General features: G+C 57.2%; 25 protein-coding genes and 1 pseudogene. 6 read left to right on the top strand and 20 right to left on the bottom strand.

Going from position 1 to position 23,315, the window contains the following annotated elements:
• The 8 genes and pseudogenes from H663_RS40015 to H663_RS39975 all read right to left on the bottom strand — a co-directional run.
• Nucleotides 1-390, bottom strand: a pseudogene (locus H663_RS40015) (helix-turn-helix domain-containing protein); the annotation flags it as partial.
• Nucleotides 387-893 (bottom strand): transposase, encoded by a 507-nt coding sequence (locus H663_RS41425; protein ID WP_133240029.1) that lies wholly within the window; start codon nucleotides 891-893, stop codon nucleotides 387-389. The gene H663_RS41425 and the pseudogene H663_RS40015, both read right to left, overlap by 4 nt.
• Nucleotides 894-1,252: 359 nt before the next feature.
• Nucleotides 1,253-2,812, bottom strand: a complete 1,560-nt coding sequence (gene ntrC, locus H663_RS40000) for a nitrogen regulation protein NR(I) (RefSeq protein WP_053176794.1) — start codon at nucleotides 2,810-2,812, stop codon at nucleotides 1,253-1,255.
• A 36-nt stretch (nucleotides 2,813-2,848) separates the two neighbouring features.
• A complete protein-coding gene (gene glnL / locus H663_RS39995; RefSeq protein WP_053174433.1) occupies nucleotides 2,849-3,913 on the bottom strand; it encodes a nitrogen regulation protein NR(II) in 1,065 nt (354 codons plus the stop codon).
• Nucleotides 3,914-3,929: 16 nt separating this feature from the next.
• On the bottom strand, nucleotides 3,930-4,472 hold the full coding sequence (locus tag H663_RS39990; protein ID WP_133240084.1) for a hypothetical protein: 543 nt from the start codon (nucleotides 4,470-4,472) through the stop codon (nucleotides 3,930-3,932).
• An 86-nt stretch (nucleotides 4,473-4,558) separates the two neighbouring features.
• The gene (glnA, locus tag H663_RS39985) at nucleotides 4,559-5,974 is read right to left on the bottom strand and encodes a type I glutamate--ammonia ligase (protein ID WP_053174427.1); all 1,416 of its coding nucleotides are present in this window, start codon (nucleotides 5,972-5,974) and stop codon (nucleotides 4,559-4,561) included.
• A gap of 286 nt (nucleotides 5,975-6,260) precedes the next feature.
• Nucleotides 6,261-7,088 carry a competence/damage-inducible protein A gene (locus H663_RS39980; RefSeq protein ID WP_053174424.1) on the bottom strand — a complete coding sequence of 276 codons (828 nt, stop codon included), beginning with the start codon at nucleotides 7,086-7,088 and terminating at the stop codon, nucleotides 6,261-6,263.
• A 51-nt stretch (nucleotides 7,089-7,139) separates the two neighbouring features.
• Nucleotides 7,140-8,078, bottom strand: a complete 939-nt coding sequence (locus H663_RS39975) for an EI24 domain-containing protein (protein WP_053174421.1) — start codon at nucleotides 8,076-8,078, stop codon at nucleotides 7,140-7,142.
• A 560-nt stretch (nucleotides 8,079-8,638) separates the two neighbouring features.
• Between H663_RS39975 and H663_RS39970 the strand changes: the two genes are divergently transcribed.
• From H663_RS39970 to H663_RS39955, 4 genes are read left to right on the top strand one after another with little or no spacing between them, the layout of a single operon-like run.
• On the top strand, nucleotides 8,639-9,418 hold the full coding sequence (locus H663_RS39970; protein ID WP_053174418.1) for an SIR2 family NAD-dependent protein deacylase: 780 nt from the start codon (nucleotides 8,639-8,641) through the stop codon (nucleotides 9,416-9,418).
• 8 nt (nucleotides 9,419-9,426) lie between these two features.
• On the top strand, nucleotides 9,427-9,951 hold the full coding sequence (locus H663_RS39965; RefSeq protein WP_165803968.1) for a 3'-5' exonuclease: 525 nt from the start codon (nucleotides 9,427-9,429) through the stop codon (nucleotides 9,949-9,951).
• Nucleotides 9,948-10,415 (top strand): hypothetical protein, encoded by a 468-nt coding sequence (locus tag H663_RS39960; protein WP_053174413.1) that lies wholly within the window; start codon nucleotides 9,948-9,950, stop codon nucleotides 10,413-10,415. The genes H663_RS39965 and H663_RS39960 overlap by 4 nt, the downstream gene beginning before the upstream one ends.
• Before the next feature lie 40 nt (nucleotides 10,416-10,455).
• Nucleotides 10,456-11,121: a hypothetical protein gene (locus H663_RS39955; protein WP_133240083.1), complete on the top strand. Its 666-nt coding sequence runs from the start codon at nucleotides 10,456-10,458 to the stop codon at nucleotides 11,119-11,121.
• Nucleotides 11,122-11,211: 90 nt separating this feature from the next.
• Here the strand turns inward: H663_RS39955 and H663_RS39950 are convergent, their stop codons facing one another.
• The gene (locus H663_RS39950; protein WP_133240082.1) at nucleotides 11,212-11,529 is read right to left on the bottom strand and encodes a hypothetical protein; all 318 of its coding nucleotides are present in this window, start codon (nucleotides 11,527-11,529) and stop codon (nucleotides 11,212-11,214) included.
• Between the two features lie 144 nt (nucleotides 11,530-11,673).
• On the opposite strand from H663_RS39950, the gene H663_RS39945 reads away from it, so the two are divergent.
• Nucleotides 11,674-12,453: an ABC transporter permease gene (locus H663_RS39945; protein WP_053174407.1), complete on the top strand. Its 780-nt coding sequence runs from the start codon at nucleotides 11,674-11,676 to the stop codon at nucleotides 12,451-12,453.
• A 215-nt stretch (nucleotides 12,454-12,668) separates the two neighbouring features.
• Nucleotides 12,669-13,520: a hypothetical protein gene (locus tag H663_RS39940; protein ID WP_133240081.1), complete on the top strand. Its 852-nt coding sequence runs from the start codon at nucleotides 12,669-12,671 to the stop codon at nucleotides 13,518-13,520.
• A gap of 85 nt (nucleotides 13,521-13,605) precedes the next feature.
• On the opposite strand, the gene H663_RS39935 is transcribed toward H663_RS39940, so the two are convergent.
• The 11 genes from H663_RS39935 to H663_RS39890 all read right to left on the bottom strand — a co-directional run bounded on the left by H663_RS39935 (nucleotide 13,606) and on the right by H663_RS39890 (nucleotide 22,487).
• On the bottom strand, nucleotides 13,606-13,905 hold the full coding sequence (locus tag H663_RS39935) for a cyclic-phosphate processing receiver domain-containing protein (RefSeq protein WP_053174401.1): 300 nt from the start codon (nucleotides 13,903-13,905) through the stop codon (nucleotides 13,606-13,608).
• Nucleotides 13,902-14,477: a hypothetical protein gene (locus tag H663_RS39930; RefSeq protein WP_053174393.1), complete on the bottom strand. Its 576-nt coding sequence runs from the start codon at nucleotides 14,475-14,477 to the stop codon at nucleotides 13,902-13,904. Before H663_RS39930 ends, H663_RS39935 begins: the two co-directional genes overlap by 4 nt.
• An 89-nt stretch (nucleotides 14,478-14,566) precedes the next feature.
• Complete coding sequence (locus tag H663_RS39925) at nucleotides 14,567-15,121, bottom strand: phosphohydrolase (RefSeq protein ID WP_133240080.1); 555 nt, start codon at nucleotides 15,119-15,121, stop codon at nucleotides 14,567-14,569.
• 7 nt (nucleotides 15,122-15,128) lie between these two features.
• On the bottom strand, nucleotides 15,129-15,830 hold the full coding sequence (locus tag H663_RS39920; RefSeq protein WP_053174386.1) for a hypothetical protein: 702 nt from the start codon (nucleotides 15,828-15,830) through the stop codon (nucleotides 15,129-15,131).
• A gap of 91 nt (nucleotides 15,831-15,921) precedes the next feature.
• Nucleotides 15,922-16,119 carry a hypothetical protein gene (locus H663_RS39915; RefSeq protein ID WP_053174372.1) on the bottom strand — a complete coding sequence of 66 codons (198 nt, stop codon included), beginning with the start codon at nucleotides 16,117-16,119 and terminating at the stop codon, nucleotides 15,922-15,924.
• Nucleotides 16,120-16,176: 57 nt separating this feature from the next.
• On the bottom strand, nucleotides 16,177-16,353 hold the full coding sequence (locus tag H663_RS41775) for a hypothetical protein (protein ID WP_165803967.1): 177 nt from the start codon (nucleotides 16,351-16,353) through the stop codon (nucleotides 16,177-16,179).
• A gap of 18 nt (nucleotides 16,354-16,371) precedes the next feature.
• Nucleotides 16,372-16,713 carry a hypothetical protein gene (locus H663_RS39910; protein ID WP_053174370.1) on the bottom strand — a complete coding sequence of 114 codons (342 nt, stop codon included), beginning with the start codon at nucleotides 16,711-16,713 and terminating at the stop codon, nucleotides 16,372-16,374.
• A gap of 5 nt (nucleotides 16,714-16,718) precedes the next feature.
• Nucleotides 16,719-18,473, bottom strand: a complete 1,755-nt coding sequence (locus tag H663_RS39905; RefSeq protein WP_053174367.1) for a DUF262 domain-containing protein — start codon at nucleotides 18,471-18,473, stop codon at nucleotides 16,719-16,721.
• Between the two features lie 49 nt (nucleotides 18,474-18,522).
• Nucleotides 18,523-19,218 carry a hypothetical protein gene (locus H663_RS39900; RefSeq protein ID WP_116695940.1) on the bottom strand — a complete coding sequence of 232 codons (696 nt, stop codon included), beginning with the start codon at nucleotides 19,216-19,218 and terminating at the stop codon, nucleotides 18,523-18,525.
• A gap of 49 nt (nucleotides 19,219-19,267) precedes the next feature.
• A complete protein-coding gene (locus H663_RS39895; RefSeq protein WP_053174361.1) occupies nucleotides 19,268-20,242 on the bottom strand; it encodes a helix-turn-helix transcriptional regulator in 975 nt (324 codons plus the stop codon).
• Between the two features lie 109 nt (nucleotides 20,243-20,351).
• Nucleotides 20,352-22,487: an AAA family ATPase gene (locus tag H663_RS39890; RefSeq protein WP_165803966.1), complete on the bottom strand. Its 2,136-nt coding sequence runs from the start codon at nucleotides 22,485-22,487 to the stop codon at nucleotides 20,352-20,354.
• Nucleotides 22,488-23,315 lie beyond the last annotated feature (828 nt).

Below are 23,315 nucleotides of genomic sequence, written 5' to 3'. Positions count from 1 at the left end.
CTTGCGCGGCACACGCTCCAGGCGGCGATGGCCCATCTGCTGGGCGCAATGGAGCAGTCGGTACATCGTCGATTCACTGCACACATACTTGCCCTGGTCGGCCAAGCGAGGCACGATTTGGCTGGGTGGCAAATCTTTGAACTCCTCGCTGTTAAGCACGCTCATCGCGGCCTCTCGCTCAGCTTGACTGAGCTGGTTTGGCGGCACGCTGTGCGCACGTAGCGTGCTGACACGCCGGTCTCCTTCGTGCCCACAAGGGTGTACCCAGCGCTGCAAGGTGCGAACGCTCATGCCAATTTGGGCGCAGGCCTGTTGAGCGCGGGCACCATCAGCGATAGCCTGCTCGATCAATGGCAAAAGGATTTGGCGCTGTAGGGTGGAGTTCATCATGCCTCGTCCGCCCACAGCGCCTGGAATTTTTTTTGCAATATCAGCAGTGCTGCAGCCTCCGCTAAAGCTTTGTCCTTGCGACGCAATTGCCGCTCCAGCTGATCGTGTTTGCCCTGCAGCTCTCGCATGGCACCCAGATTTTGCTTGGCGCTGGGCTCGCTCATTGCACAAAAGGCATCACGCCAAGTCTGCAGCTGGTGTGCGTACAGCCCCTTGTGGCGGCACCAAGCATGCAGATCATCACCCACGAGCAGATGGCTTTCGTTAAGCGCTTGAAGGCGTTCGCGGGGGGCCCAAGCTTGGGCAGAAAGTTCGCCGTGCAAAAGGGGGGCTACATGGGGCAACCCCCTTGCAGCTTTGGCGGCATCTCGGCGCCAACCCTTCAAGGTTGTCAGAGGAACATTCAGTTCAACTGCAACGCTGACCAGAGTTTGATCGCCGCGCTCGCGAGCCTTACGCAATGATTGTTCAATAAATTCAGTGGGATACGGAGCATGTTTCATTATTTATCGCCTCAGCGGAGAGTCCGCTTGGAAAAAGAAGAGAGGCGACAACTAGTCTGACACAGGGGGCGGGCATGTTGTAGGTCGGCGGTCGAAGACCCCGACATGTGCCAGCACACACGCCAAGCCCGAATAGGCGATGTGGGTATGTTGACCACGACGTCGGACTCTTCGAGTGCCGACCTACCGGGCGGACAAAGGGGTGCGGGACGGTGGCCTGCGGGCATGTTGTAGGTCGGCGGTCGAAGACCCCGACATGTGCCCGCACACACGCCAAGCCCGAATAGGCGATGTAAGTACGTTGACCATGACATCTGACTCTGCAAGTGCCGGCCGACCTGCGGGTATGGCTCGGCCCTTTACTCTTCGATGCCCAGTTCCTGAATTTTGCGGGTGATGGTGTTGCGGCCGATGCCCAATTTTTGGGCAGCCTCGATGCGTCTGCCGCGGGTGGTGGCCAAGGCGGCCTGGATCAGGCTGGTTTCAAAGCGGCGCGTCAGGACATCCCACACATCGGTGCGCTCAGTGGCCAGCAGGCGCAAGGCCTCGGCTTCTAGGCCGGGCTCCCAGGTACCGGACGCCAAGGGGGCTGATACAGGGGCTGAAACAGTTGCTGAAGAAGGCGCCGCTGCCCAAGCGGCGCTGACGTCTGCAGAGGCTGAAGCGGCAGCACCGGGCATTGGCTGCGCAGTGGGGGCCAGGGACGACTGGGCTTGCGCCGACATGCTCTCTGGAACAGTCGCAGCAGGCACTTGCACATCCAGCACCTCGGGCGGCAGGTCTTTGGTCTCGATGACTTGCGCAGGTGCCATGACGGTCAGCCAGTGGCAGATGTTTTCCAGCTGGCGCACATTGCCCGGAAACTGGAAATGGCTTAGCCGCTCAATGGCCGCGTCTGAAATGCGCTTGGGCTCTACCCCCAGTTGCTGGGCACTGCGCTGCAAGAAGTAACGCGCCAGCATGGGAATGTCTTCACGGCGCTCGCGCAACGCGGGCAGGCGCAGGCGGATCACGTTCAGGCGGTGAAACAAGTCTTCGCGGAACACGCCTTCCTTGACGCGCTGCTCCAGGTTCTGGTGGGTGGCGGCGATCACGCGCACATTGGCCTTGACGGCGCTGTGCCCGCCCACGCGGTAGAAGTTGCCATCCGACAAGACGCGCAGCAAGCGGGTTTGCAGGTCAAAGGGCATGTCCCCGATTTCGTCCAGAAACAAGGTGCCGCCATCGGCCTGCTCGAATCGGCCCCGGCGGGTGGTTTGCGCCCCGGTGAAGGCACCGCGCTCATGACCAAAGAGTTCGCTCTCCAGCAAGTCTTTGGGAATGGCCGCCGTGTTGATGGCCACAAAGGGCTGGTCGGCACGCGGCGAATGCTTGTGCAGGGCGTGCGCCACCAGTTCCTTGCCCGAGCCCGATTCGCCGGTGATCAGCACCGTGACATGGCTTTGCGCCAGACGACCGATGCCGCGAAACACGTCTTGCATGGCCGGGGCCTGGCCGAGCATTTCGGGGGTGTCGACCTGGGTTTTTTCGCTCACTTCTTCGCGCTGGCTCTCGCCCAAAGCGCGCCGGATCAGCTCCACCGCTTTGGGCAGATCAAATGGTTTGGGCAGGTATTCAAACGCGCCGCTTTGAAACGCCGACACGGCGCTGTCCAGGTCGGAAAACGCGGTCATGATGATGACCGGCAAGGCGGGCAAACGCGCTTTGATGGTCGTCAGCAAATCCAGGCCCGATCCGCCGGGCATGCGGATGTCGCTGACCAGCACTTGCGGCCCCTCCTGGCCATCTTCCGAGTCCAGCGCCTTGAGCACCTCGCGCGGATTGGTGAAGCTGCGGGTGGGCAAGCCTTCGCGCAAGAGTGCTTTTTCAAGCACAAAGCGGATGGATTGGTCATCGTCTACGATCCAGATCGGCTTCATTGAGGTGGCACTTTCTGTGTTCACTTGCATGTGCTTTCAGGGCAACGGAATCATGATTTTGAAATCCGTACGTCCGGGCTCGCTGTCACATTCGATCATGCCGTGGTGCTGCTGAACAAAGGTTTGCGCCAACGTCAGCCCCAGGCCCGAACCGCCTTCACGTCCTGAGATCAACGGGAAGAATATGCGGTCCTTGATCGAGTCTGGAACACCAGGCCCGTTGTCCATCACATGCAATTCCAATGCCAGGCGATAACGCTGCTTGCCAAAGGTGACTTGCCTCAAGATCCGGCTCTTGAACGTGATCTGCGCATCGCCCTGTGCAATGCGTTCTTGCAGGGCCTGAGCGGCGTTGTGTGTGATGTTGAGCACAGTCTGAATCAGCTGCTCACGGTCACCGCGAAACTCGGGGATGGAGATGTCGTAATCGCGCCTGACTTTGAGCCCTTTGGGGAACTCGGCCAGGATCAGGGCGCGCACCCGCTCGCACACCTCGTGGATGTTCACATCGCCCACCACATGCGGCCTGCGGTGCGGTGCCAGCAAGCGGTCCACCAGGGTTTGCAGGCGGTCGGCCTCATGAATGATCACCTGCGTGTATTCGGTCAGCTCCTTGTTGTCCAGCTCCATTTCCAGCAACTGGGCCGAACCGCGAATGCCACCCAGCGGGTTCTTGATTTCGTGTGCCAGATTGCGAATCAGTTCCTTGTTGGCCTGGGCTTGCTCCAGCAGGCGCTCTTCACGTTCCTGGCGTGTTTGCTGCTCCACCGGCAGCAACTCCACGATCACCTCCTGGGCTTGGTCAGTAGGGGCCACGATCACATGCACCGGCAAGCTGTCGTTGTGGTGCAGTCGGCGCAGCTGAGCCTCGTAGCGCAGGGCCGCAAACTCGTTGGATTGAGCGCCCACCAAGGCATGCGTGAGGGGCTGGGGGTCCAGAAAATAGTCCGGCATGTGGGTGCCATGCAGGCTGCGGCGCGACAGACCCATGGCATCTTCGAGGGCGGCATTGGCAAAGCGAATGCCGCCCTGCCCATCCAAAACAGCCACGGGGGTGGCCAGCAAATCAAAGGCCTGAAATCGGTGGGCAGTCAAGGACATGGGGTGCTTCAAAGTCTCAAGGGTGAGTCGGTGCGGGGCGGCGAGCCAGTTCGCGCTGCAGGCTTTCCATGTCGCGCTCGGCACGCTCAATGGCCGCTTTGAGCACGGCCATGCGCTCTTTGTGTTTGGCTTGTTCTCGCGACTCAGATGACCACAACACCGTGGCACCTTGCTTGTACTCTTGCAGCATTTGCGCGTGCTGTTGCTGCGTTTTTTCCAGCTCGGTGGCCACAATGGTGCGCGCCTGGGCATCCCGGTCCTTTTGTGTGCTGCTCTCTGCTTTGGCCGGCTCTGTTTTGGTGCGGTCTTCAGCAGGCGCAGAACCCGTGCCGCCCAGGCTGGGGCGCGTGCCCTCGATCACAGTCACCGCTTGCGCTTGCAGCAACTGGCATCGGCTTTTGTCACGCGGCGCATTGGTGTATTCCTGACCACAGCGGTAAACGCTTTGCTGAGCCTGCACGCCCCACGCCACGCACAGGCCGCCCACCGCAACAGCCATCGCACGCATCGGGTCGAATCGAGTGAGTGTTGACGGTTTCATGGTTGGTGCCTTGTTCATGCGTTCAGGATGATCAAAGCAGGCAAAAAAAAGACGGCCGAAGCCGTCCTTTTTTGCACTGAGCTGTGCAATCCGCATGTGCAAGATTACAGGGAGAAGTACATGTCGTATTCGACAGGTGCCACTTCCACGCGGCTGCGGTTGACTTCCTGCATCTTCAATTCGATGTAGGCGTCGATCCACGCGTCGGTGAACACGCCGCCCTTGGTCAGGAAAGCGCGGTCTGCATTGAGTGCGTCCAAAGCTTGGTCCAAGCTGGAGCACACAGTGGGCACCAACTTGTCTTCTTCTGGAGGCAGGTGGTACAGGTCTTTGGTGGCTGCTTCGCCGGGGTGGATCTTGTTTTCCACGCCGTCCAGGCCTGCCATCAACAAGGCAGCAAAGCCCAGGTAGGGGTTGCACAGTGGATCGGGGAAGCGCGCTTCCACGCGACGGCCCTTGTCGGATGCCACGTTGGGGATGCGGATCGAAGCCGAGCGGTTCTTGGCCGAGTAAGCCAATTTGACCGGAGCTTCGTAGTGAGGCACCAAACGCTTGTAGCTGTTGGTGCCAGGGTTGGTGATCGCGTTCAGGGCGCGAGCGTGCTTGATGATGCCGCCGATGTAGAACAAGGCGAATTCAGACAAGCCAGCGTAGCCATTGCCTGCGAACAGGTTCTTGCCGTCTTTCCAGACGGACTGGTGAACGTGCATGCCAGAGCCGTTGTCGCCTGCGTAGGGCTTGGGCATGAAGGTGGCGGTTTTGCCGTAGGCATTGGCCACGTTGTGGATCACGTACTTTTGCATCAGGGTCCAGTCGGCGCGCTCGACCAGGGTCGAGAAACGGGTGCCGATTTCGCACTGACCAGCGCCAGCCACTTCGTGGTGGTGCACTTCGACGGGAATGCCAATCGATTCGAGGATCAGGGACATCTCGCTGCGCATGTCGTGCGTGCTGTCAACGGGAGGCACTGGGAAGTAGCCACCTTTGACGCGGTTGCGGTGACCGCTGTTGCCGTTTTCCATCTTGGTGCCGCTGTTCCATGGGGCTTCGGCTTCGTCGATGGCGTAGAAAGTGTTGTTGGGCTCGGTGCTCCAACGCACGTCGTCAAACAAGAAGAATTCGGGTTCTGGACCGAAGAAGGCGGTGTCGCCCAGGCCAGCTTGCTTGAGGTAAGTCTCGGCGCGCTTGGCGATCGAACGTGGGTCACGCTCGTAAGCTTTGCCGTCGGTGGGCTCGATCACGTCGCAGATCAAAACCAAGGTGACTTCTTCGAAGAAGGGGTCGATGAAGGCGCTGTTGGCGTCGGGGATCAACAGCATGTCGGAGGCTTCGATGCCTTTCCAGCCTGCAATGGAAGAGCCGTCGAAGGCTTGACCGTCTTCGAACTTGCTTTCGTCAAACTGCGACACGGGCGCAGTGATGTGCTGCCACTTACCACGGGTATCGGTGAAGCGGAAGTCAACAAATTTGACTTCGTTCTCTTGCACCATCTTCATCACGTCTGCGACGGTCTTGGCCATCAAATTCTCCTGGTTGGAAAGGGGTTGAAATACGTACTTTCATGCAATGCAGTTTTTGTGCCAGCTAGAGCCAAATACTGCAAATTCCGAATACGCCGTGATTGTGCCTTCGTCGCGGCCCGGTTCGCCACTTGCTCAGAAAAAAGTCTTCCGTCTTGACGGTGTCCAAAGGCCCGGCTGGTCACCCCTCAAGAAAACCACGCACTGACCTGCATGCATCAATGGCAGCCGACAACATCAATGCATTATTTCGGTGCATTTTTGCACATATTTGGTGCAAACCAACTCAACGCACCATTTCGGGGCCATATTGCACATCAAACACCTTCAGCCCTTGTCGCAAGTCCAAATAAGCTTTGTCTGCCTGTTCGGGCGCACCTTTGACACCCAGCTCGATGTGACGCCCCCATTGCGGGTGGTCCACACTGGGCAGACTGAACACCTTGACCCCCGGGTGAGCGGCCTCCACCGACTCCATCAAGGGCGTGAGTGTCGCCTCCATCGAGCCGAGCACGATGACCGACTTTTCAAGCCAGGCGTTTTGATGGAAATGCGCGGCATAACGCGCATCCAGCACCGACGCCACCATGGGCCATGCCATCACCGGAAAGCCCGGCACAAAATGCACCGCACCTCCGCCAGAGCCCTGACAGCTGAAGCCCGGAATCTTGTTGTAAGGGTTGGCAATGATGTCGGCCCCTTCGGGGAAAACGCCCATGTTGAGCCGGTGCACGTTGTCGTCGCGATCAGGCTCATAGGGCAGGCCCTGCTCTTTGGCCACGTCCTGCATGCGCTCTTGAATCAGCAGCTTGGCCTGCGGGTGCAAGACCAGCGGCACACCCAGGGCGCGCGCTGCACACTGGCGGGTGTGGTCGTCGGGCGTAGCGCCAATGCCGCCACATGAAAACACCACATCCGCCGAAGCAAACGCCCGTTGCAAGGTTGCCGTGATGCGCTCTGGCGAATCGCCCACGTAGTCGGCCCAGGACAGACTCAGCCCCCGTTCAGACAGCAGCTCAATGACTTTGGGCATGTGCTTGTCCTGGCGTTTGCCGGACATGATTTCGTCGCCAATGATGATCAGGCCAAAGGTGGGGGTCGTCTTCAAGGTCATGGGGTGTCGAGAAAATTTCTGGATCAAAAAGGTGATGCGTTTGGCAATGACTCAGGGGCTGGAGCGGGGCAGCACATCGGTGATGTTGTCCAGTTTGGCCTGATCGTCTGCGCCCAACCGAGCGGCTGCGTGGGGCGATGCGGCGTTGCCTGAAGAAGGTGCAGCGGCCAATACTTCGTCCACCGCGCCTGGTCGGGGTTCATTGCGCAAGGCCTGCAAAGCAGCCAAAGCGAAATGTGCAAACCACAGCGAGGAAAAAGCAAACACCAAGGTGTAGATCCAGATGGCCACAGGCACCAAGATCACAAAAGCCGCCGCAAACAAAGCCCCCGAGGCCCATACCAAGCTGGGCGCTGCGCCCATGAGGCCGGTGACCACGCCCATGGCCAAAAAGCTCATACGGTGACGGGCCATGAGGGCGTGGCGTTCGTCGGCGCTGGCAAATTCGGCCAGCACGTCAAATGCCATGACGCGGTAAGTCAGCCACCCCCAGATGAAAGCGGGCAGCACCAAGGCCAGAGGCGGCACCAGCCACATGGGCAAAGTGATCACCAAGGCACCCAAGGCCAGCACCATTGAGAAAAAGGTCCACCACAAACTCATCAGCAAACTGCCGCCGTTCTTGCGCTGCAAACCCGTAAAGCGCCTGTCAGCCACCATGCGGGTGAGCGCCGGAGTCATGAAAAACGACACCGCCAGCAAAGATGCCACCACCACCAGCGGTGTGAAAGAAAAGATCACCAACAAGGGCGCCACCACGGTTTTGAGGTTGGGCAAACCCACCCCCTCAAACCAACGCCAGACCACGTCCAGCCAACTGGAGGCATCCAACCACCCGCGCACAAATGTGACAGCCACATCCCAATACAACCAGCCCAGTCCCCCGGACACCGCAACGACCAGCAGCAAGGGCAACAAGGACAAACCAATCACCTTGGGATAAAGGCAATACAAGGCAGCACGCAAAAAGGAATCTATCAACAGTTTCATGCGCGAAAGCTTAACAGTTCAGCCAAGAATGTCAGTCTCTTCGCGTGCAGAACTACGGGGATCTTGGTAGGTCGGTGGCTTCAGCCCCGACAGGGATCAGCGCCGAAGCGGCCAACGTCGGACTCTGCGAGTGCCGACCTACGGGGACCGTGTATTCGTAGGTCGGCGGTCGAAGACCCCGACAAGGATCGGTGCTGAAGCGGGCAATGTCGGACTCTGCGAGTGCCGACCTACGGGGCCGTGTATTCGTAGGTCGGCGGTCGAAGACCCCGACAAGGATCAGCGCCGAAGCGGGCAACGTCGGACTCTGCGAGTGCCGACCTACGGGGCCATGTATTCGCAGGTCGGCGGTCGAAGACCCCGACAAGGATCAGCACCGAAGCGGGCACTGTCGGACTCTGCGAGTGCCTACCTACGAGGACCATGTATTCGTAGGTCGGCGGTCGAAGACCCCGACGTTGACGAATCAACCATTCGGCCTCGATCTGGCACCAAACGACGCATCTTGTCGCCTCGCCACCTAAACTGGATTTCAGTCTTCAACACACAGGAAAGTTGCCATGAACACACCCCAACACACCCTCGCTGCCGCCCTGCACCAAGCGCGCCGCATCGTCGTCTTCACCGGAGCGGGCATGTCGGCCGAAAGCGGCATTGCCACCTTTCGCGATAAACCCGACAGCCTGTGGGCCCAATTCAACACACGGCAAATGGCCACCCCGCAAGGCTGGCGCGAAAACAAGCAGCGCGTGTGGGCATGGTACGAAGGTCGGCGCGGTGCCGTCATGGCCACCCAACCCAACGCCGGGCATGCGGCCATCGCGCAACTGGCAGGCACATTGCAGCGCCTGCACGGGCACGAGGTGCAGGTGGACGTGGTCACGCAAAACGTGGACAACCTGCACGAGCGCGCAGGCAGCGCCAGCGTCATTCACCTGCACGGCAGCCTGTTTGCGCCGCGCTGCATGGCGTGCCACAGGCCAGGCGAATTTGCCCCAGGCGAGCCCGACGCCAGCCTGACCGAGCTGGACCCGCCCCGCTGCCAGCACTGCCTGGGCTACCTCCGCCCTGGCGTGGTCTGGTTTGGCGAAGACATGCCACAAGACGCCTTTCGCCAAGCCGAAGATCTGGTGGACACCTGTGACGCCATGCTGGTGGTGGGCACCTCTGGCGTGGTCTGGCCTGCGGCCGAGCTGCCCATCAGTGCCCATAACCTGGGAAAGTTTGTGGCCGAGATCAACCCCACCCCCTCCGAGCTGGCCAAGTACATGCGCGTGCAATGGCCCACCTCAGCAGCCCAAGGCTTGCCACAACTGCTGAACTTGCTGGGCACGGCATGAGGCAGCGCATGGCCGAAAAAGTAGTCGCCATGCGCTGCGAAGCCCATGACGCGTTGGCCCCAGACGCCCCATTGATTGAGCTGGCCGCCGTCACCGTGCAGCACGGGCGCATCACCCGCGAGCGGTTTCACACCCTGCTGGACCCGCAAACGACCATCCCCAGATCGGGCACGCTGGCCCACGGCCACAGCAGCGCCACTCTGGCTGACTGCCCCGTTTGGTGTGATGTGGCCACCAGCTGGCTGGCGTACGTGCGGGGCGCACAGTTGCTTGTGTGGCACGCCGGCTTTCACCTGAACTGCCTCGACCGGGCGCAACGCCGGTGCGGCTTGCTTGCCATGCACTCCGTGGTGGCTGGCATCACCGATCTGAGAGAAGTGCTGAACACTCGGCCCGATGGAGCCCCTGCACGTTTGCAAAATGTACTGGCGGCCCATCAGATCAGCTGCGACCCCGCGCAAGACGGCCCGCCTCAAGAAGCCGAACAACTTGCACGGCTGTGGCTGGCCATGTCGGGTGCACTACAGCCATGAGCAAAATGCTGCGCAACGCCCTGGCGAACTGCTTTCACCTTCGCATGCGCTGGATACCTGAAGTCCTGCGCCCATTCGAGATCAGCTTGGCCTTGCTGCAATACGTCATGGCTCCGTTGGGCTGCACCTTGCACAGCTTTGCAGAGGAAGCTCTGATCTACAAAGCCTACAGAATGCAAAAAGGCGCGACTGCCGAACAGGCGACCCATGCCTGTCCGCAATACACCCATGCACTGTTGCGCGAAGAACTGATGGAGTGCCTAGCAAGTGTGTGCGGCCACCTGGCCCAAGGCAAGCGCAACCGCACGTCCGAATACCACCTGATCGTCATCCTTTACGACCGCTACAACGGGGTACAGGACATGCGCCAGTTGCAGGAACGCTTTGACAGCGTGTTTCACTGGATCGCCACCGATGCAGCGCTGCGCAAGATCGGCAACAGCAGTGGTTTTGAACTGCGCTGACAGCACTGAAACGCACGTCACCTCTGTGAGAAAACCGCCCATGCCCTCTACTGCACACATCTACAAATTCGCGCCGCGCACGAAAGAAGAAACGACCCATGACCAAGATGAAAGTCCCGTCATCCGGCTTTGGAGTGTGTCTCCATTGATGCATACGGCCTTGCAGGAGTGTGCGCAAGAAATAGTGCCCCACGTCCATCTTTGGCTGGTACTGGGCGAGGCACAGGCGCCCACTGAACAAGCACCGTGGAACGCCAGCGCACTGCAAGCAAACATGGTTTTGCGTTTCTCAGGAACAACAACACAGCATCTGCAAACAGCCATCGACCTGATGCTGGCTTTGCAATGCGACGGCATTCATTCAGTCTTGTGGAATGCTGAACTGCCAGATATGGCGGCGCTCTTTGATCCGGAAAACCCATGGCCAAGCACGCAAAGCCATGGCACCCACATAAGCAGCGCAATGGCCCACGGGCCTGAACACATCCAAGCGACGCTGGATGCCGTCTGGTCGCAACTGTCAGCGCACACCGTGCAAAGCATGTTGGTGCTCAGGGCTCACGCACCGAGCTCTTTTTCCGATCACGCAAAAGCGCTGACGACATGGCGAGCACAACACCCCAGCCACTTGCGCTGGCTCTGCTGGGATGTCTACGACCCAGACCTCAAGCCGGGTGAATGCCGCGTCGAAGCGATTGGCGTCTGAGCAACCGCTGTCGACAAGCGCAAACGCTTTGGCGCTTCGACAGACCAAGCCGCCACGCTTGCAAGTCAAACACATACGAACGCACCGTGTTCACCTCCACCCAGATGTAGCCCGTGTGCAGCAAAGCGGCCACACCAAATCGAGGGTGATGACCGTAGTTGTGCTCCAGAACTTCAGATCGACCAAAGCATCCGGCATGAATGTCGGGTCGACTGTTTCCATGTTGCGCAGCAAAAGCAAAGCATCGTTCACGCGCCACCAGGCGGCATGCATGACCTCCAGCTGTTCAATGGCGTCTTGCAATGCGGGCATGAATAGATCCAGCGGGTCGGCCTCATGGGGCGCGTTCTGGTGGTTCGGGACGGGTGGGGTTTTGGGTGTTTGGGTCATGCCATGCAGTGTGGACATGAGAGCGACAACATGCGCCGCACAGCAGCACAGCGCATCAGCACGAAAAGTTCTTGAATCGGCCCGGCTGCGTTGGCGTCGAATAGTCACCCGTTTTCGCACAACCCCGACGCAACGTGTCGGCCCCAGCGCCACCATGGCGGCATGACCCCACACATCACCTGCTCATGCCCGCTGACACGCGACACGCCGCTTGGCCACACGCTGCTTGGATATTCAGACGGCCACATCCTGCGCACGTCCAATGCGTCGGCCGATGAGCCGCAGCGCTACCAATTCTCTGGCGCAGCCGTGCAATGGCTGCTGGCCACGCCAGACGGCCACACCGTGGCAGCCGGGCATGCCTGCGGTCTGATCGTCGTATTTGATGCCGAGACTGGAGAGGCGCAAGACGGCAACACCTGCGAACTGCAAAGCGAATACAAGAGCGCCCCAGCTCGCACCACGGGCGTCTTGTCCGCTGACGGACGCTGGCTGCTGGCCTGCACCCAGCGCGGAGAAAACGATGTGGGTGCTTTGCTGGACTTGCACCAACAACACCCACCACGCAGGGTGGTCTTGCCCCTCAGCAGCCGTGCATACATTCCGCCCAAACTGCGGCACAGTTTTGTGATGCTCACGCCGCATCACCCCACCCTGCTGCAATTTCGAATCCAGAGTCCGGAGCCATTGCGACAAGTGCAGGTTCAATTGGTTTGCGCTGAACACATGGAATTGACAGGTCACTGCTACGACCGACAAATCGGCGATCAACTTTTTCAAAAAGACATACTGCCAGAGCAGTTCAATGGCATTTCATGGCGCATTGACATGCCGAAGCCACCACCCACAGGCAGCTGGCTGTGCACTGTCATCCTGACCGCCAGCAACGACGCTGGGCGGGTGGCCCACTATCTTCTGCCGTGGGATATGTCAGCCGCATAAGACAGCATTCCTGCACGGTGTTTGGTCTGTGGCGAATACGCGGCTGAAGGCCCCAATAGAAACACCCGCATGCCGCCACCCAATTTCCTTACTTCACACAGACCCAAATGCGCAAGACACAAATCTCTGTCCGCATGGTCTGCGAGCAAACGTCTCATCTTGTCGCACCAGCAGCGAAAGTCTTCGGAGGTCCAACCCTCACGGATAAATCCGAGATGAAATACGCCCACACCATCACCGCCCTTGCTTTATGTGCCAACGTGGCTCAAGCCCAAATCTCCTCGTTTGGAGAGCCGCCACCTTCAGCAGGCAAAAAAATCGCAGATCAGATCGATAACAAAGTGAAAAGCTTTTTTTCTGGCCTGCTCGGTCAGGAAACGAAAATGGGAAGCACCACTTTCGATCCGACAACGAATAAGAAATTCAAGTTTGTTGAAGAATTTGACCTTGGTTGCAAGGAAACCGCCTACGTGGATGCGGGCATCTTCATGAAGCACTACATTTTTGTTGATTGCAACGGTTCAGTAGTTGATGAGGAACATATCCCTGCCGACCAGCAATCCGACATGCTTCAACACCGATATGCTGCATTGGCTGAACTGCGGGAAGCTGAGTCAAAAAGGCTTGATGAAGAGCACAGACGCCTTGCTGAAAAGCAAGCAGCCGAAAAAGATGCTGCCAAGCAGAAAGCTGAAGTAGCTGCACTCTGGAACGCCATCAAGGGGGCAGGAGGTATTTTTGTTGTGCGGTCTGAAAAAACTTGCCTCGACGGCGACAAGTCGGCTTTGATGAACCAAGCACGTAACCTTTCTGATGTTTGGTCACTCAGCCAATGCTATGTTCCTTCAGAACGAAGTCAAACCCTCACCGTCAATATCGGTAACGTCAAAAACACGTCCATGAAAGACGTTGGGTTTACCTGTATCGGCACCGCTCCCAGCGGCACAGTACTGACGAGAGTCAAGTCAATGGCCTATGACAAATGGAATCCCGGCGACATCAAGCAATTCACCGTCGAAATTGATCGACATCCACAAGTGAAGTCTTATTCTTGCTCCATCAATTGAGCTGACGGCCGCGCAAATCTCACCCTGATGCCCTGACTGCCCCGGGCAATACTTTGATTGCTCAGGGACATCATTTGCCTGAAGGTCAGATCTTTGAATTGCGGATCAGTTCAATGGATGCAATACCCGCCAGCATGCGCACACGCGCCGCCGAATTGGCCGAATGCACATGCATGCTCGGCGGCACAAAGCCGCGCAGGTGCACCGCCTCTTCGATCCACAGCACCACGTCGTAACCGGTGCCCCGGGCATCGTCGCCCAGATCATGGTCCAGGCTGATCTCGGTCACCTGCCCCGTCTGCAACAAGGCATTGGCCTCGTCAGGCCAATGCACACGCACCCAGCCTTCGGGGGTGCTGCGCTCGTCGTCCAAAAAGACTTTCATGCTGTGCCGCCAATCGGCCAGCTCACCACGGCGCAAGCCCCGGCGGGCGCTGTGCCAGCGTCTGCGACCACCCTGGCCCAAGTAGTCCCACCACCCTGAAATGCAGACAAGCGCAGTTGTGCTTGCTCAGGCAACCGATTCAAATAGTTGAGCAAAGGCTGCGCCAATTCTGCAAACAACAAATCCGAAAGGTGGCGAAAGACATGACTGTAAGGAGCCATCTGAGTGCACAGCGCACAACGCCAACCGCCACGGCATTTTTGCGGCTGGCAATCCGGCCACAGCAAAGCGTCCCACCATCGCCCATCGTGTGTGACCACCAATGCCAGCGAATGGGCGGACACCTGCACACGCACAGCATCGGGCCAGCCCTGCAGCGCCAGAGTGAGCGACCAGCGGCTGCGCCGTATGGGCACCAACTTGAAACGCGTGGACGCGTCGATCAAACGCTGCACCGCCAGCGCCAGGCTGCGGCGTGTGGCTCGCGTGTGCGTGAAGCGAGTGGGCGCCACACGCTTGAGGGCATTGCTGCGGTGCGTGCGTCTACGGCGGTGCCGCAGTTGGTTGGACATGAAGGCTCCATCTAAGTGAGAGAAGGCCACCAGTGTCTCCAAGGTCACGACAAGTTGCGCCGCAAGCCCATTCTGTGATCGATAACACATCACCGATCTGCACAGGACCTGCTGGCTTGCAATCTTGCTGGGCCTTCAGCCGCAATGGCCTCAAACGTATCTTCCAGTGGTGACCAGATCGACCATCGGTCACACCCCTTGCGCTCGGCCGCAGCGTCGATCACACGCAACTCCAATTCGGGACACCGCGCACCGCGCCACAACCGGTCAGCCAAAGCCACACACAAAGACTCCAGCGCCTCGCAGTTCTGCCACTGGCCATGGGTCACACAACAGCGTGCCAAATGCGCAGGCACCCCCGCCTTCAACAGCAATGCCTCGCCAGCGGCCTCGTGCTCCGAACCTGGCCCGCTCACCTCTTGGACATATAGCAGCTTGCCCACATCGTGCAAGGCGGCGCCCATGGCCATCCATTGCGCATCGTGCGCCACTGCAGCAGCCTTCAGCGCTGCGCTGAGGGCTTGCGCAGCTTGCAACACCATCTGATGGTGGTGCAGCAAACGGGGCGATGCGCCCCAATCCACAAGGCACTGCAAGGCATCAGCGGGTGCATGCCAATCCGGTGACCAAGATGTCAACGCCACAACAGGATCAAAACTCACTCACCATGCGGGTGTCGGCAGGCAAGCCCAACCACGCCAAGACCTCAGCCTTGCGCACAGCATCGAAAGACGTGCTGTAGACATCGGAATACATCACCCACCAGCCAGAAGGCTCCTCTGGGCTGCTCAGAACGCGGCCATAGGTGAGTGCATCAGCATCCAGCGCCTGCAAAGCAGGCCAGAGCTTGACCGCATGCATCCACAAGTCAAGATAGTGGGCAGGATGCTCGGGGGTCTGCTTGGCCACTTGTGGCGACAAAACATGCGTGAGCAACCCCAAAGGCGTATCAATCCATACCGCAGGCCCGACATGCTCCGGCTTGTTCAGCGTGGGCACAAAATGGCCATGCTTGGCAAACCAATTGGCATACGGCATCAAAAAGCACTGGAAACGCGGGTCGAGGCTCTTGCCCGTGGCGGGTTCCTCCCAGCGCTCACAAAAGGCCGCGAGCCCCTGCTCGGAAAAATCGATGCGCAAACCCACAGGTCCGCCCATCACAAAGCCAGACGCCTCCGAAGGCGCAATCAGCTCGGTGCGTGTGCAGGGCAAGTTTTGCGCAAACCAGTCCTGCATCTCTTGGCGGGTTTGTTCCGCTTTGTCGACCTCCTGCCAGCCATGGAAATGCAGGAAATAAACGTCCTTGCCTTCAGCTCGAAAAATGTCCTCAGGCGAGCGTATCAACATGGTCATGACAAACCTCAGTGTGTGTTTAAAGCCAGTGTCTTAGCCGCCGCGACAAATCGCGTCGGCAACAAGCGTCACCCCGACTTTGGGCCAGCGGCTAGGCCGCCTTGGTGGCAATGACCTCAATACCCGCCAGCATGCGCACACGTGCCGCCGAGTTGGCCGAATGCACATGCATCAGCGGCGGCACAAAGCCACGCAGATGCACTGCCTCTTCGACCCCGGCCTCGTAAGACCAGTACAAACGCACCCAGCCCTCGGGCGTGGCACGCTCGTCGTCCAGAAAGACTTTCATGGCGCTGCGCTAATGGGCCAGCTGGCCACCACAGACTCGCCCATAGGCAAGACGCCATCAGCCGCCCCCTCCCCACGCCCAAGTGGCGCCACCATCGGGCAAGCCAGACAGTTGCAGTTCTGCCTGTGCAGGCACACGGGCCCGGTAGTCGAGCAATGGCTGCGCCAATTCGTCAAACCACAAATCCGAAAGTTGGCGATACACCCGGCTCGGAGGCGCCACTTGTGCGCACAAGGCGCTTCGCCAGCCGCCTCAGCACTTGTGATGCAAGCAATCGGTCCACAGCAAGCAGTCCCACCATTGTTCATCGTGCGTGACCACCAAAGCCAAAGCGTCTGCGCACACCACCACACGCACCGCGTCGGGCCACCCCTGCAGCGCCAAAGTATGTGGCCAACGACTGCGCCGCACAGGAACCAACTTGAAGCGCGTAAACGCGTCAATCAACCGCTGCACAACACAGGCCAGGCTGCGGCGTGTGGCGTGCTTGGGCATCAGGGCCTTGGGCGCAACGGGCTTGCGTGCACGCTTGCTCTGGGGGCCTTGGGGGCGCTGGCGGCAACGCCGCAGCTGGTAGACATGAGGTGTTCTCAAATTGCTTAGCTGATGCTATGCACATCAGCCAAAAGCCCCTCGACGGATAAAAATTCAAAAAACTTATCCAAAATCATTTTATTTCTATTTTTAATATGTCTTTCATTGAATGACGAAAGCTTAATCAACTCATTGATTTCAGCGATTTTACTGGCATCCTTATTTTTGCTGCGCCGTTGCGCACCCGAATATATTGATTTCTTATCTTCAAACCTGTAATCAGACGCCCTTACATTTATAGAATTTTCGAGAAGTATTTTGTTACCAAGGGATTCAAGACTTCCTTCTATCTTAAGCCCAACCTCAATCTGTTGCCTCTTTTTTGAATATATATGCTCTATATCAAATTCATGTTTTATATTTAATAATTTTTGATCATCAAAAGTAAACGCATACCACGTCAGCATAGACCTTGTAATTGATCTTTGATTACTAAAAGAAAAGTTTTCAAACATGGATCTCGTTTGGGCCTCATTGAATTTATATTTTGAGAAACCAATCGACTTTTCATCAATGATGTTGATCATTTCATCATAAACTGGCGTTCTCAATGCATTAACGCCTGGATTAGCAATAGCACTTACAAAGGTGAATGCTGTGATTTTATCGAGAAATTTGCAAAATTGCTCATCATTCAACTCTTCATCAACGCCCCTATTGACAAGAAAGTACACCGACGTAATGTTCTGCCACATTCCATTCGGCGCATAATTTAAAACAAACAATTTTTTAAGTGCATCTTCACTGAAATAATCCTGATCCTGCAAGGAAATTTTTTTCCAAAAATCGGCCAACACCTCAAGATCACTCAAAGTTCCATCTTGTCTCAGATATATATAACTATTTCGCTCATAGAACTTTCGCAAAGCCTCAGTGGTTGAAACTTTGATTTTTTCCTTTGCACGCAAAAAATACATGTATCTTGTGAAAAGTTCATCCATTGAGCCGCTAGATGACGAACCAAATACAGAAGTAGCAACCTCTTCCAATGTCTTCCAGCGATCAATGAACTCATCTTTCCTATCCTTAGTTCGGTAATATTTGTAAAGATGAGATTTAAAAATATCAGCATCCGACAATGGGCGACCACGATCATTGAGCGTTGAAAAAATGCGCAACGCAGCATCTTGGGACTCCGCCTCAATCGCGAGAAAAATGCATCTTTCGAGAAATCGCGCAGGGAAATACAAAAAGTACGACGCGAAACCCTGCAAAAATGAGTCGATTTGCTTTTGGAAAAATTGGTAATTTTTTACATACTGACTTTTACTACCAGGAATTACGATACCAGTCTTTAGAAGCTCCAAGAACTCCTGTTTATCATCATCGGTGGCCACCTCTGAATCAATTTTTAAAATTGATTTATCAGCCTCTCCAAAAACATTAGTTTTCCAAATACAGGCTTCTATTTTTTCACGCATCTTCTTTGATCGTTCATCCTGCATGTTTGAAAATTTATCATAAAACGCACGCAAAATGAGTAATGTTGTCGTAAGTCTTTGCTGGCCATCGATGATTTCCAATTTTTTATCTGTGTTTTTATATGCAACAATAGATCCCAAAAAATACTCTTCACCATTCTCATCAAATGCCTCTGAATTGTTGTTTGGAAATGCAAATGTAAAAATATCATCCCAAAGTGTTTTGCACTGCTCCTCATCCCAAGCATATGGGCGCTGATAGTCAGGAATCAAAAAATTGGCATCGTTATCTGCCAAAAGTTTAAAGATTGTTTTTTGAACTACTGTTAGTTTTGACATCAATTTTCTCGATTAAATTTCACAAAATCCAATTTTTAACAATTTTTTACTACTCCCAACGCTTACGCAAAGTACCAATTCGCGCGTCCGATCGAATCGCCACACGATCAGGGCCACACAAAAGAACCGAGCCTTCAGGTAGTCCGAAAATACGTTCAATGGTTTTGCGTACTGAGCCAACTGATGCGTCTTTCCGCGCAGCACGAACACGCAGTGGCTTGGTTATCTTCTCAATTTCATCGAGGTCATTGCTCAGTATCTCCTCAACTAAATCAGGGGCATAAAATTCATCAGTATCTTTTTCACTTTGATCTTCCAAGACGGGTTCTTCTATCGAGGAAACAGCCATCCATGACCCTTCCTCGTATGGCACCCAGATTTCACCCATCTCAACATGCATCGCTTTCGAAGCCCGTGAAGCTGGGATGTATTCGCTGTAACGTGATTTCACGCCATTAAGACTGTTGAAATGGGCATTAACCAACTCCAAGGTTTTTTCTGTACCGGCTACACCGATGAAAACCGAGAGACCAGCTTGACCAAAGTTAAAGCTTGGACTCTCAAGGACATAAATTGTGGTGGGTCTCTTGTTGCCCTTGATGGGTTCTAAAGCTTTACAAACTTCATCGAGATAAAAGTCGATGCCCGTTTCTTCAAGACTTTGCGCATCTACCTCAACGGTCGGAAAAGCGCCCGATCCTTTCACAAATGCAAAGTCATCTTCTGGCCTTATTTTTTCAATCACGTTCAATCTCCTTTGATGTTAATAAAAATTTTTTGATGCCTGCGAGCTCTCATCCGCCCCCCAGATCAGTGACCGGTGTTTTCTCCAGATTTCTCACCTGCCCCCCAAAGCTGTTGAGCCATCGGTCCAGCTGCAGGGTTTGCTGCACCGTGGCGGTGATGGTGTAACCGGTGGGGGTGAACTGCACGTTTTGGTCTTCCGACAGGGGTGACTCCAGCAGGTGTTTGCCCGGGCCTTTATCGATGGTGAATTGCAGTCGGATGCGCTCGCCATTTCCCACGGCAAAGTGGCCTTCGCCGTCGTAGGCGGCCAGGTCAAAGTCGGGGCGATCAAAGGGCAAGCCGCTGTCGCTGGCGGTGTTGATGCGGTGCAGGGCCAGGATGCGTTGGTTGTCGTAGCCCTCAAACCGGGATACCAGGTAGATGCGGGGGCCTTGCTGTGCCAAGCCCAGGGGCATGACGTGGTAAGTCTTGCGCTCATTCTTGTTGTTGGTGTAGTCCACGTCCAGCCAATGGTTGCTGTACAGCGCCCCGGTCACAGCGTCGAGCACGCCGTCGACCATTTTGGGTGGCAGCAGGGGCTGGGTTTCGCTGACCACGCGCACTTTGCCTAGCCATTGTTTTTCGAGCACGGCATTTTGGTGCGGGGCCAAGTTGGCGCGGGCTTGCCTGAAAAAGCCGTCCATGGACTTGAGCACGCTGGGGGGCAGCAGCGGCTGCAGGTGCTGCTCGGCCAGCAGCAGCAAGAGCGATTCCTGGCGGTTGAGCGTGGGCACCATCAGGCCCTGGCCTTGGTCTTTCCAGCGGTAGCCATAGGGCAAGCTGCGGTCATCGCGCTCAATGTCAAAGTGTTGGCTCAGGGTTTTGAGCAGGCGCTGGATGCTGCGCTCGTCACGCTCGAACCCGGCTGCCTGCAGTTCTTGGTGCAGCTCGGTGGTGCTGACTTTGCGGTTGCGCGGAATGCGGCGCATCAACTCAATGGCCAGGCGCAGGGTTTCCAGAGTCTTGGGTTTTTTGGCGGCCATCGTCAGTTGGAAAGGAATGCATAGGTCTGAATGACGTGGATGTTAATCAATAGCGTCACCAAATGTCGCAAATTATTAACTTTTTAGATTTTTTAATTTACAAAATTTATCAACGCAAGAAACCCATGCCCGTGCTTTGGGCACCCGGCTTGAGTGCGCTTTCGGCCTGCAACGCTTTGACCCAGTCGCTGGCGCTGCGCAATGGGCGCAAGCGGCTTTGTCGGTGCACGGCGGCAAAGTCGCCCGGGGTCAGGTTGCTCAGGCTGCCCAACGCGGTCAGCTCGACCGGGCCGGGTTCAGGCAGGCCCAGCTGCTGGCAATGACGCAGCAGCAGTTGCGCCGCCTGCTGTGGCCGCAAATAGCCAAAGTGGACTTTCATGTCAAAGCGGCGCAGCACCGCCGGGTCCAGCTGGGTCATGAGGTTGGTGGAGGCGATGAACACGCCGCCAAAGCCTTCCATCTGGGTCAGCATTTCGTTGACCAGGCTGACCTCCCAGCTGCGCTGCGCGCCCTGGCGGTCTTGCAAAAAGCTGTCCACTTCGTCGATCAGCAACACAGCTTGTTCTTCTTGGGCCTGTTCAAAGGCGCGGGCGATGTTCTTTTCGTTTTCGCCCACGTACATGCCCAGCAAGTCGGATGCCCGCTTGACGTGCAGCGGCACACCCAGCTGCTGCGCCAGCCAGCGGCCATAGGCGGTTTTGCCGGTGCCGGGTGGGCCATAAAAGCACAGCCGACCGCTCTTGGCCTCGGCCAGTTGCGTGGCCAGGGCGGTCAGGTCCACCTCGGTGTTCACCAGCGTCGGGTCATAGACCTCGGGCAAGCGGTGCGGGTCTTGTTTGGCGATGCGCGGATGCCCCTGCGCTTGCAGGGTGTTGTTGACCAACAGTTCCACCGCCTCCGTCACGCGGTGGGGCTGCATGGGCTCGGCAATGGTCTGCACCACCTGGCACACGCGCGAGACGACCGCGGGGCTCAGGTGCTCGCTTTCGGCCAAGCGCTGGATGCTTTGCGCAGGCAGCATGCCCGCGCTGGCCTGGGCCACGATGCGCTCGCGGTGCGACTTGGGCGGCACGGGCAGCTCCAGCACCATGTCAAATCGGCGCACATAGGCCGCATCCAACCCCGAGACTGAGTTGCTCACCCAGACGGTGGGCAAGGCGTTGTTTTCAAGCACGCGGTTCATCCAGCCTTTGTGGCGCTGCGATTGCTGTTGCTCGTCACCCCCCAAAAACGACAACCAGCCCGAGGTGCTGGGAAACACGTCTTCACTTTCATCGAACAAGATCAAGGCACGGCGCTGGCCAAAAAAACTGCCAGCTGCGCAGTGCGCCTTGACCCGGCGACTGCCCTTGATGGGGTCGCCGTCTTCGTCTTCGGTGGCGATTTCAAACAGCTCACACCCCAGATCGCTTGCCAGCAATTTGGCCAGCTGGGTTTTGCCCGTGCCCGGTGGGCCATAAACCAAAATGTTGACGCCCTTGCGGGCCTGCGCCACCACCTGATGCAGATAGGCCCGCAGCAGACCCACGGGTGTTTTGACGTGTTCGTAGTCGGCCCATTTCAGGTGGCCGGGCGTGGTGGCGTGAACGCGGTCCTTGATCCAGTCCACGGGTTCGATGTCGGACTCAAACAGGGGTTCCACCACCTTGGCGCACAGCAGGTCGAATTTTTCGCTCAGGCTGTGGGTGTGGATGTTGTCAATGGTGATCAAGCCGGATCGGGCCAATGCAGACTTGCTGTGAAGTGCCAAGCTGATCGCTTGTGGCGGGAGTCGCAAGACGGTGCTTAACCATTTGATGAGCTGGGGCAAACGGATGTTGTGGACGGTTTCGCACACCTCGTTCAAAGCGGCGTCATAACGCATCAGCAGCACAAACTCCAGGATGCGGCATTCCACGTCATTGAGCCCGACCAGATCGGCGATGCGCTTGACATTACCCACCAAAATGGGTGGCACAGGTGCTGGGGTTTGCTCAGCCTGACTGTGCGACTCCCGCATGGCTTTGATCACGCTTTTCGTGCATTTATTCTCATCTTGCTCAGTCAGCAGTGGCCCCAAACCCAATTGGCGCAACAAATCTTCATGCCGAAAAGTGCCTCGTGCAAGCAAGGTTTGGGCGTGCCTGAGTTCGATCAGAATTCTGAACACCCAGGTTTTGACGATGGGCAGCATGGGCTGGGCGCCTTGCACGCCCAGATCGCCATCCATCCACGCACCGATTTCCAGAGTTTTGCGTTTGGCCATGTTGACTTCCTTCTTGTTGAGGAAGTCCATTGTTCGCAGGCAAGCGACAAAATGCGCCGCATCCAACAGCCATTGATGTCGTTAATTGGCCGTTGCCGCCTTGATCAGGCATGAGTGGTGACTCGGCCAACGTCGGACTCTGCGAGTGCCGACCTACGCGGACCGGGTATTCGCAGGTCGGCGGTTGAAGACCCCGACAAGGATCAGCGCCGAAGCGGGCAACGTCGGACTCTGCGAGTGCCGACCTACGGGGACCGTTTATTCGTAGGTCGGCGGTCGAAGACCCCGACAAGGATCACCACCGAAGCGGGCAATCTCGGACTCTGCGAGTGCCGACCTACGGGGACCGTGTATTCGTAGGTCGGCGGTCGAAGACCCCGACATGGGGTTGGTGAAGCCCGCCAAAGTTGAATCAGGATCAGATCCCATGCCCGCAAGCGTCGGACTCTGCGAGTGCCGACCTACACGAGCCATGTATTCGTAGGTCGGTGGTCGAAGACCCAGACATGGGGTAGGTGAAGCCCGCCAAAGTTGAATCAGGATCAGCGCCCATGCCCGCAAGCGTCGGACTCTGCGAGTGCCGACCTACGGGAGCCATGTATTCGTAGGTCGGCGGCTTCAGCCCCGACATGGGGCCTGCGCCGAAGCGAAGATTGTCGGACCTGAAGGTGCCGACCTACGGGGAACTTTTGTAGGAGCTTGCCCTGCAAGCGAAAAGGCTGTGGTCCATATGCGTCTGATCGCCAGCAGGGCTGACTCCAATAAAGGCCGGAGCTTGCGACGCGGCAATCCAGTTCGGGCGCTGGTGGTGGCGCAGAGGCTGGATTG

Source organism: Limnohabitans planktonicus II-D5, from assembly GCF_001270065.2.
Taxonomy (GTDB): Bacteria; Pseudomonadota; Gammaproteobacteria; order Burkholderiales; family Burkholderiaceae_C; genus Limnohabitans_A; species Limnohabitans_A planktonicus.
This window is presented reverse-complemented; position numbering and strand designations above follow the sequence as displayed.

Excerpts from the sequence above, each read along its gene's own strand:
- H663_RS39955 (WP_133240083.1), top strand. The coding sequence starts at position 10,456 with ATGCCCTCTACTGCACACATCTACAAATTCGCGCCGCGCACGAAAGAA.
- H663_RS39935 (WP_053174401.1), bottom strand. The coding sequence starts at position 13,905 with ATGAAAGTCTTTTTGGACGACGAGCGCAGCACCCCCGAAGGCTGGGTG.
- H663_RS39950 (WP_133240082.1), bottom strand. The coding sequence starts at position 11,529 with ATGTCCACACTGCATGGCATGACCCAAACACCCAAAACCCCACCCGTC.
- H663_RS39990 (WP_133240084.1), bottom strand. The coding sequence starts at position 4,472 with ATGAACAAGGCACCAACCATGAAACCGTCAACACTCACTCGATTCGAC.
- glnA (WP_053174427.1), bottom strand. The coding sequence starts at position 5,974 with ATGGCCAAGACCGTCGCAGACGTGATGAAGATGGTGCAAGAGAACGAA.
- H663_RS39930 (WP_053174393.1), bottom strand. The coding sequence starts at position 14,477 with ATGTCCAACCAACTGCGGCACCGCCGTAGACGCACGCACCGCAGCAAT.
- H663_RS39970 (WP_053174418.1), top strand. The coding sequence starts at position 8,639 with ATGAACACACCCCAACACACCCTCGCTGCCGCCCTGCACCAAGCGCGC.
- H663_RS39920 (WP_053174386.1), bottom strand. The coding sequence starts at position 15,830 with ATGACCATGTTGATACGCTCGCCTGAGGACATTTTTCGAGCTGAAGGC.
- H663_RS39890 (WP_165803966.1), bottom strand. The coding sequence starts at position 22,487 with ATGGCCAAACGCAAAACTCTGGAAATCGGTGCGTGGATGGATGGCGAT.
- H663_RS39960 (WP_053174413.1), top strand. The coding sequence starts at position 9,948 with ATGAGCAAAATGCTGCGCAACGCCCTGGCGAACTGCTTTCACCTTCGC.
- H663_RS39915 (WP_053174372.1), bottom strand. The coding sequence starts at position 16,119 with ATGAAAGTCTTTCTGGACGACGAGCGTGCCACGCCCGAGGGCTGGGTG.
- ntrC (WP_053176794.1), bottom strand. The coding sequence starts at position 2,812 with ATGAAGCCGATCTGGATCGTAGACGATGACCAATCCATCCGCTTTGTG.
- H663_RS39940 (WP_133240081.1), top strand. The coding sequence starts at position 12,669 with ATGAAATACGCCCACACCATCACCGCCCTTGCTTTATGTGCCAACGTG.
- H663_RS39965 (WP_165803968.1), top strand. The coding sequence starts at position 9,427 with ATGGCCGAAAAAGTAGTCGCCATGCGCTGCGAAGCCCATGACGCGTTG.
- H663_RS39895 (WP_053174361.1), bottom strand. The coding sequence starts at position 20,242 with ATGGCCGCCAAAAAACCCAAGACTCTGGAAACCCTGCGCCTGGCCATT.
- H663_RS39975 (WP_053174421.1), bottom strand. The coding sequence starts at position 8,078 with ATGAAACTGTTGATAGATTCCTTTTTGCGTGCTGCCTTGTATTGCCTT.
- H663_RS39945 (WP_053174407.1), top strand. The coding sequence starts at position 11,674 with ATGACCCCACACATCACCTGCTCATGCCCGCTGACACGCGACACGCCG.
- H663_RS39905 (WP_053174367.1), bottom strand. The coding sequence starts at position 18,473 with ATGTCAAAACTAACAGTAGTTCAAAAAACAATCTTTAAACTTTTGGCA.
- H663_RS41425 (WP_133240029.1), bottom strand. The coding sequence starts at position 893 with ATGAAACATGCTCCGTATCCCACTGAATTTATTGAACAATCATTGCGT.
- glnL (WP_053174433.1), bottom strand. The coding sequence starts at position 3,913 with ATGTCCTTGACTGCCCACCGATTTCAGGCCTTTGATTTGCTGGCCACC.
- H663_RS39980 (WP_053174424.1), bottom strand. The coding sequence starts at position 7,088 with ATGACCTTGAAGACGACCCCCACCTTTGGCCTGATCATCATTGGCGAC.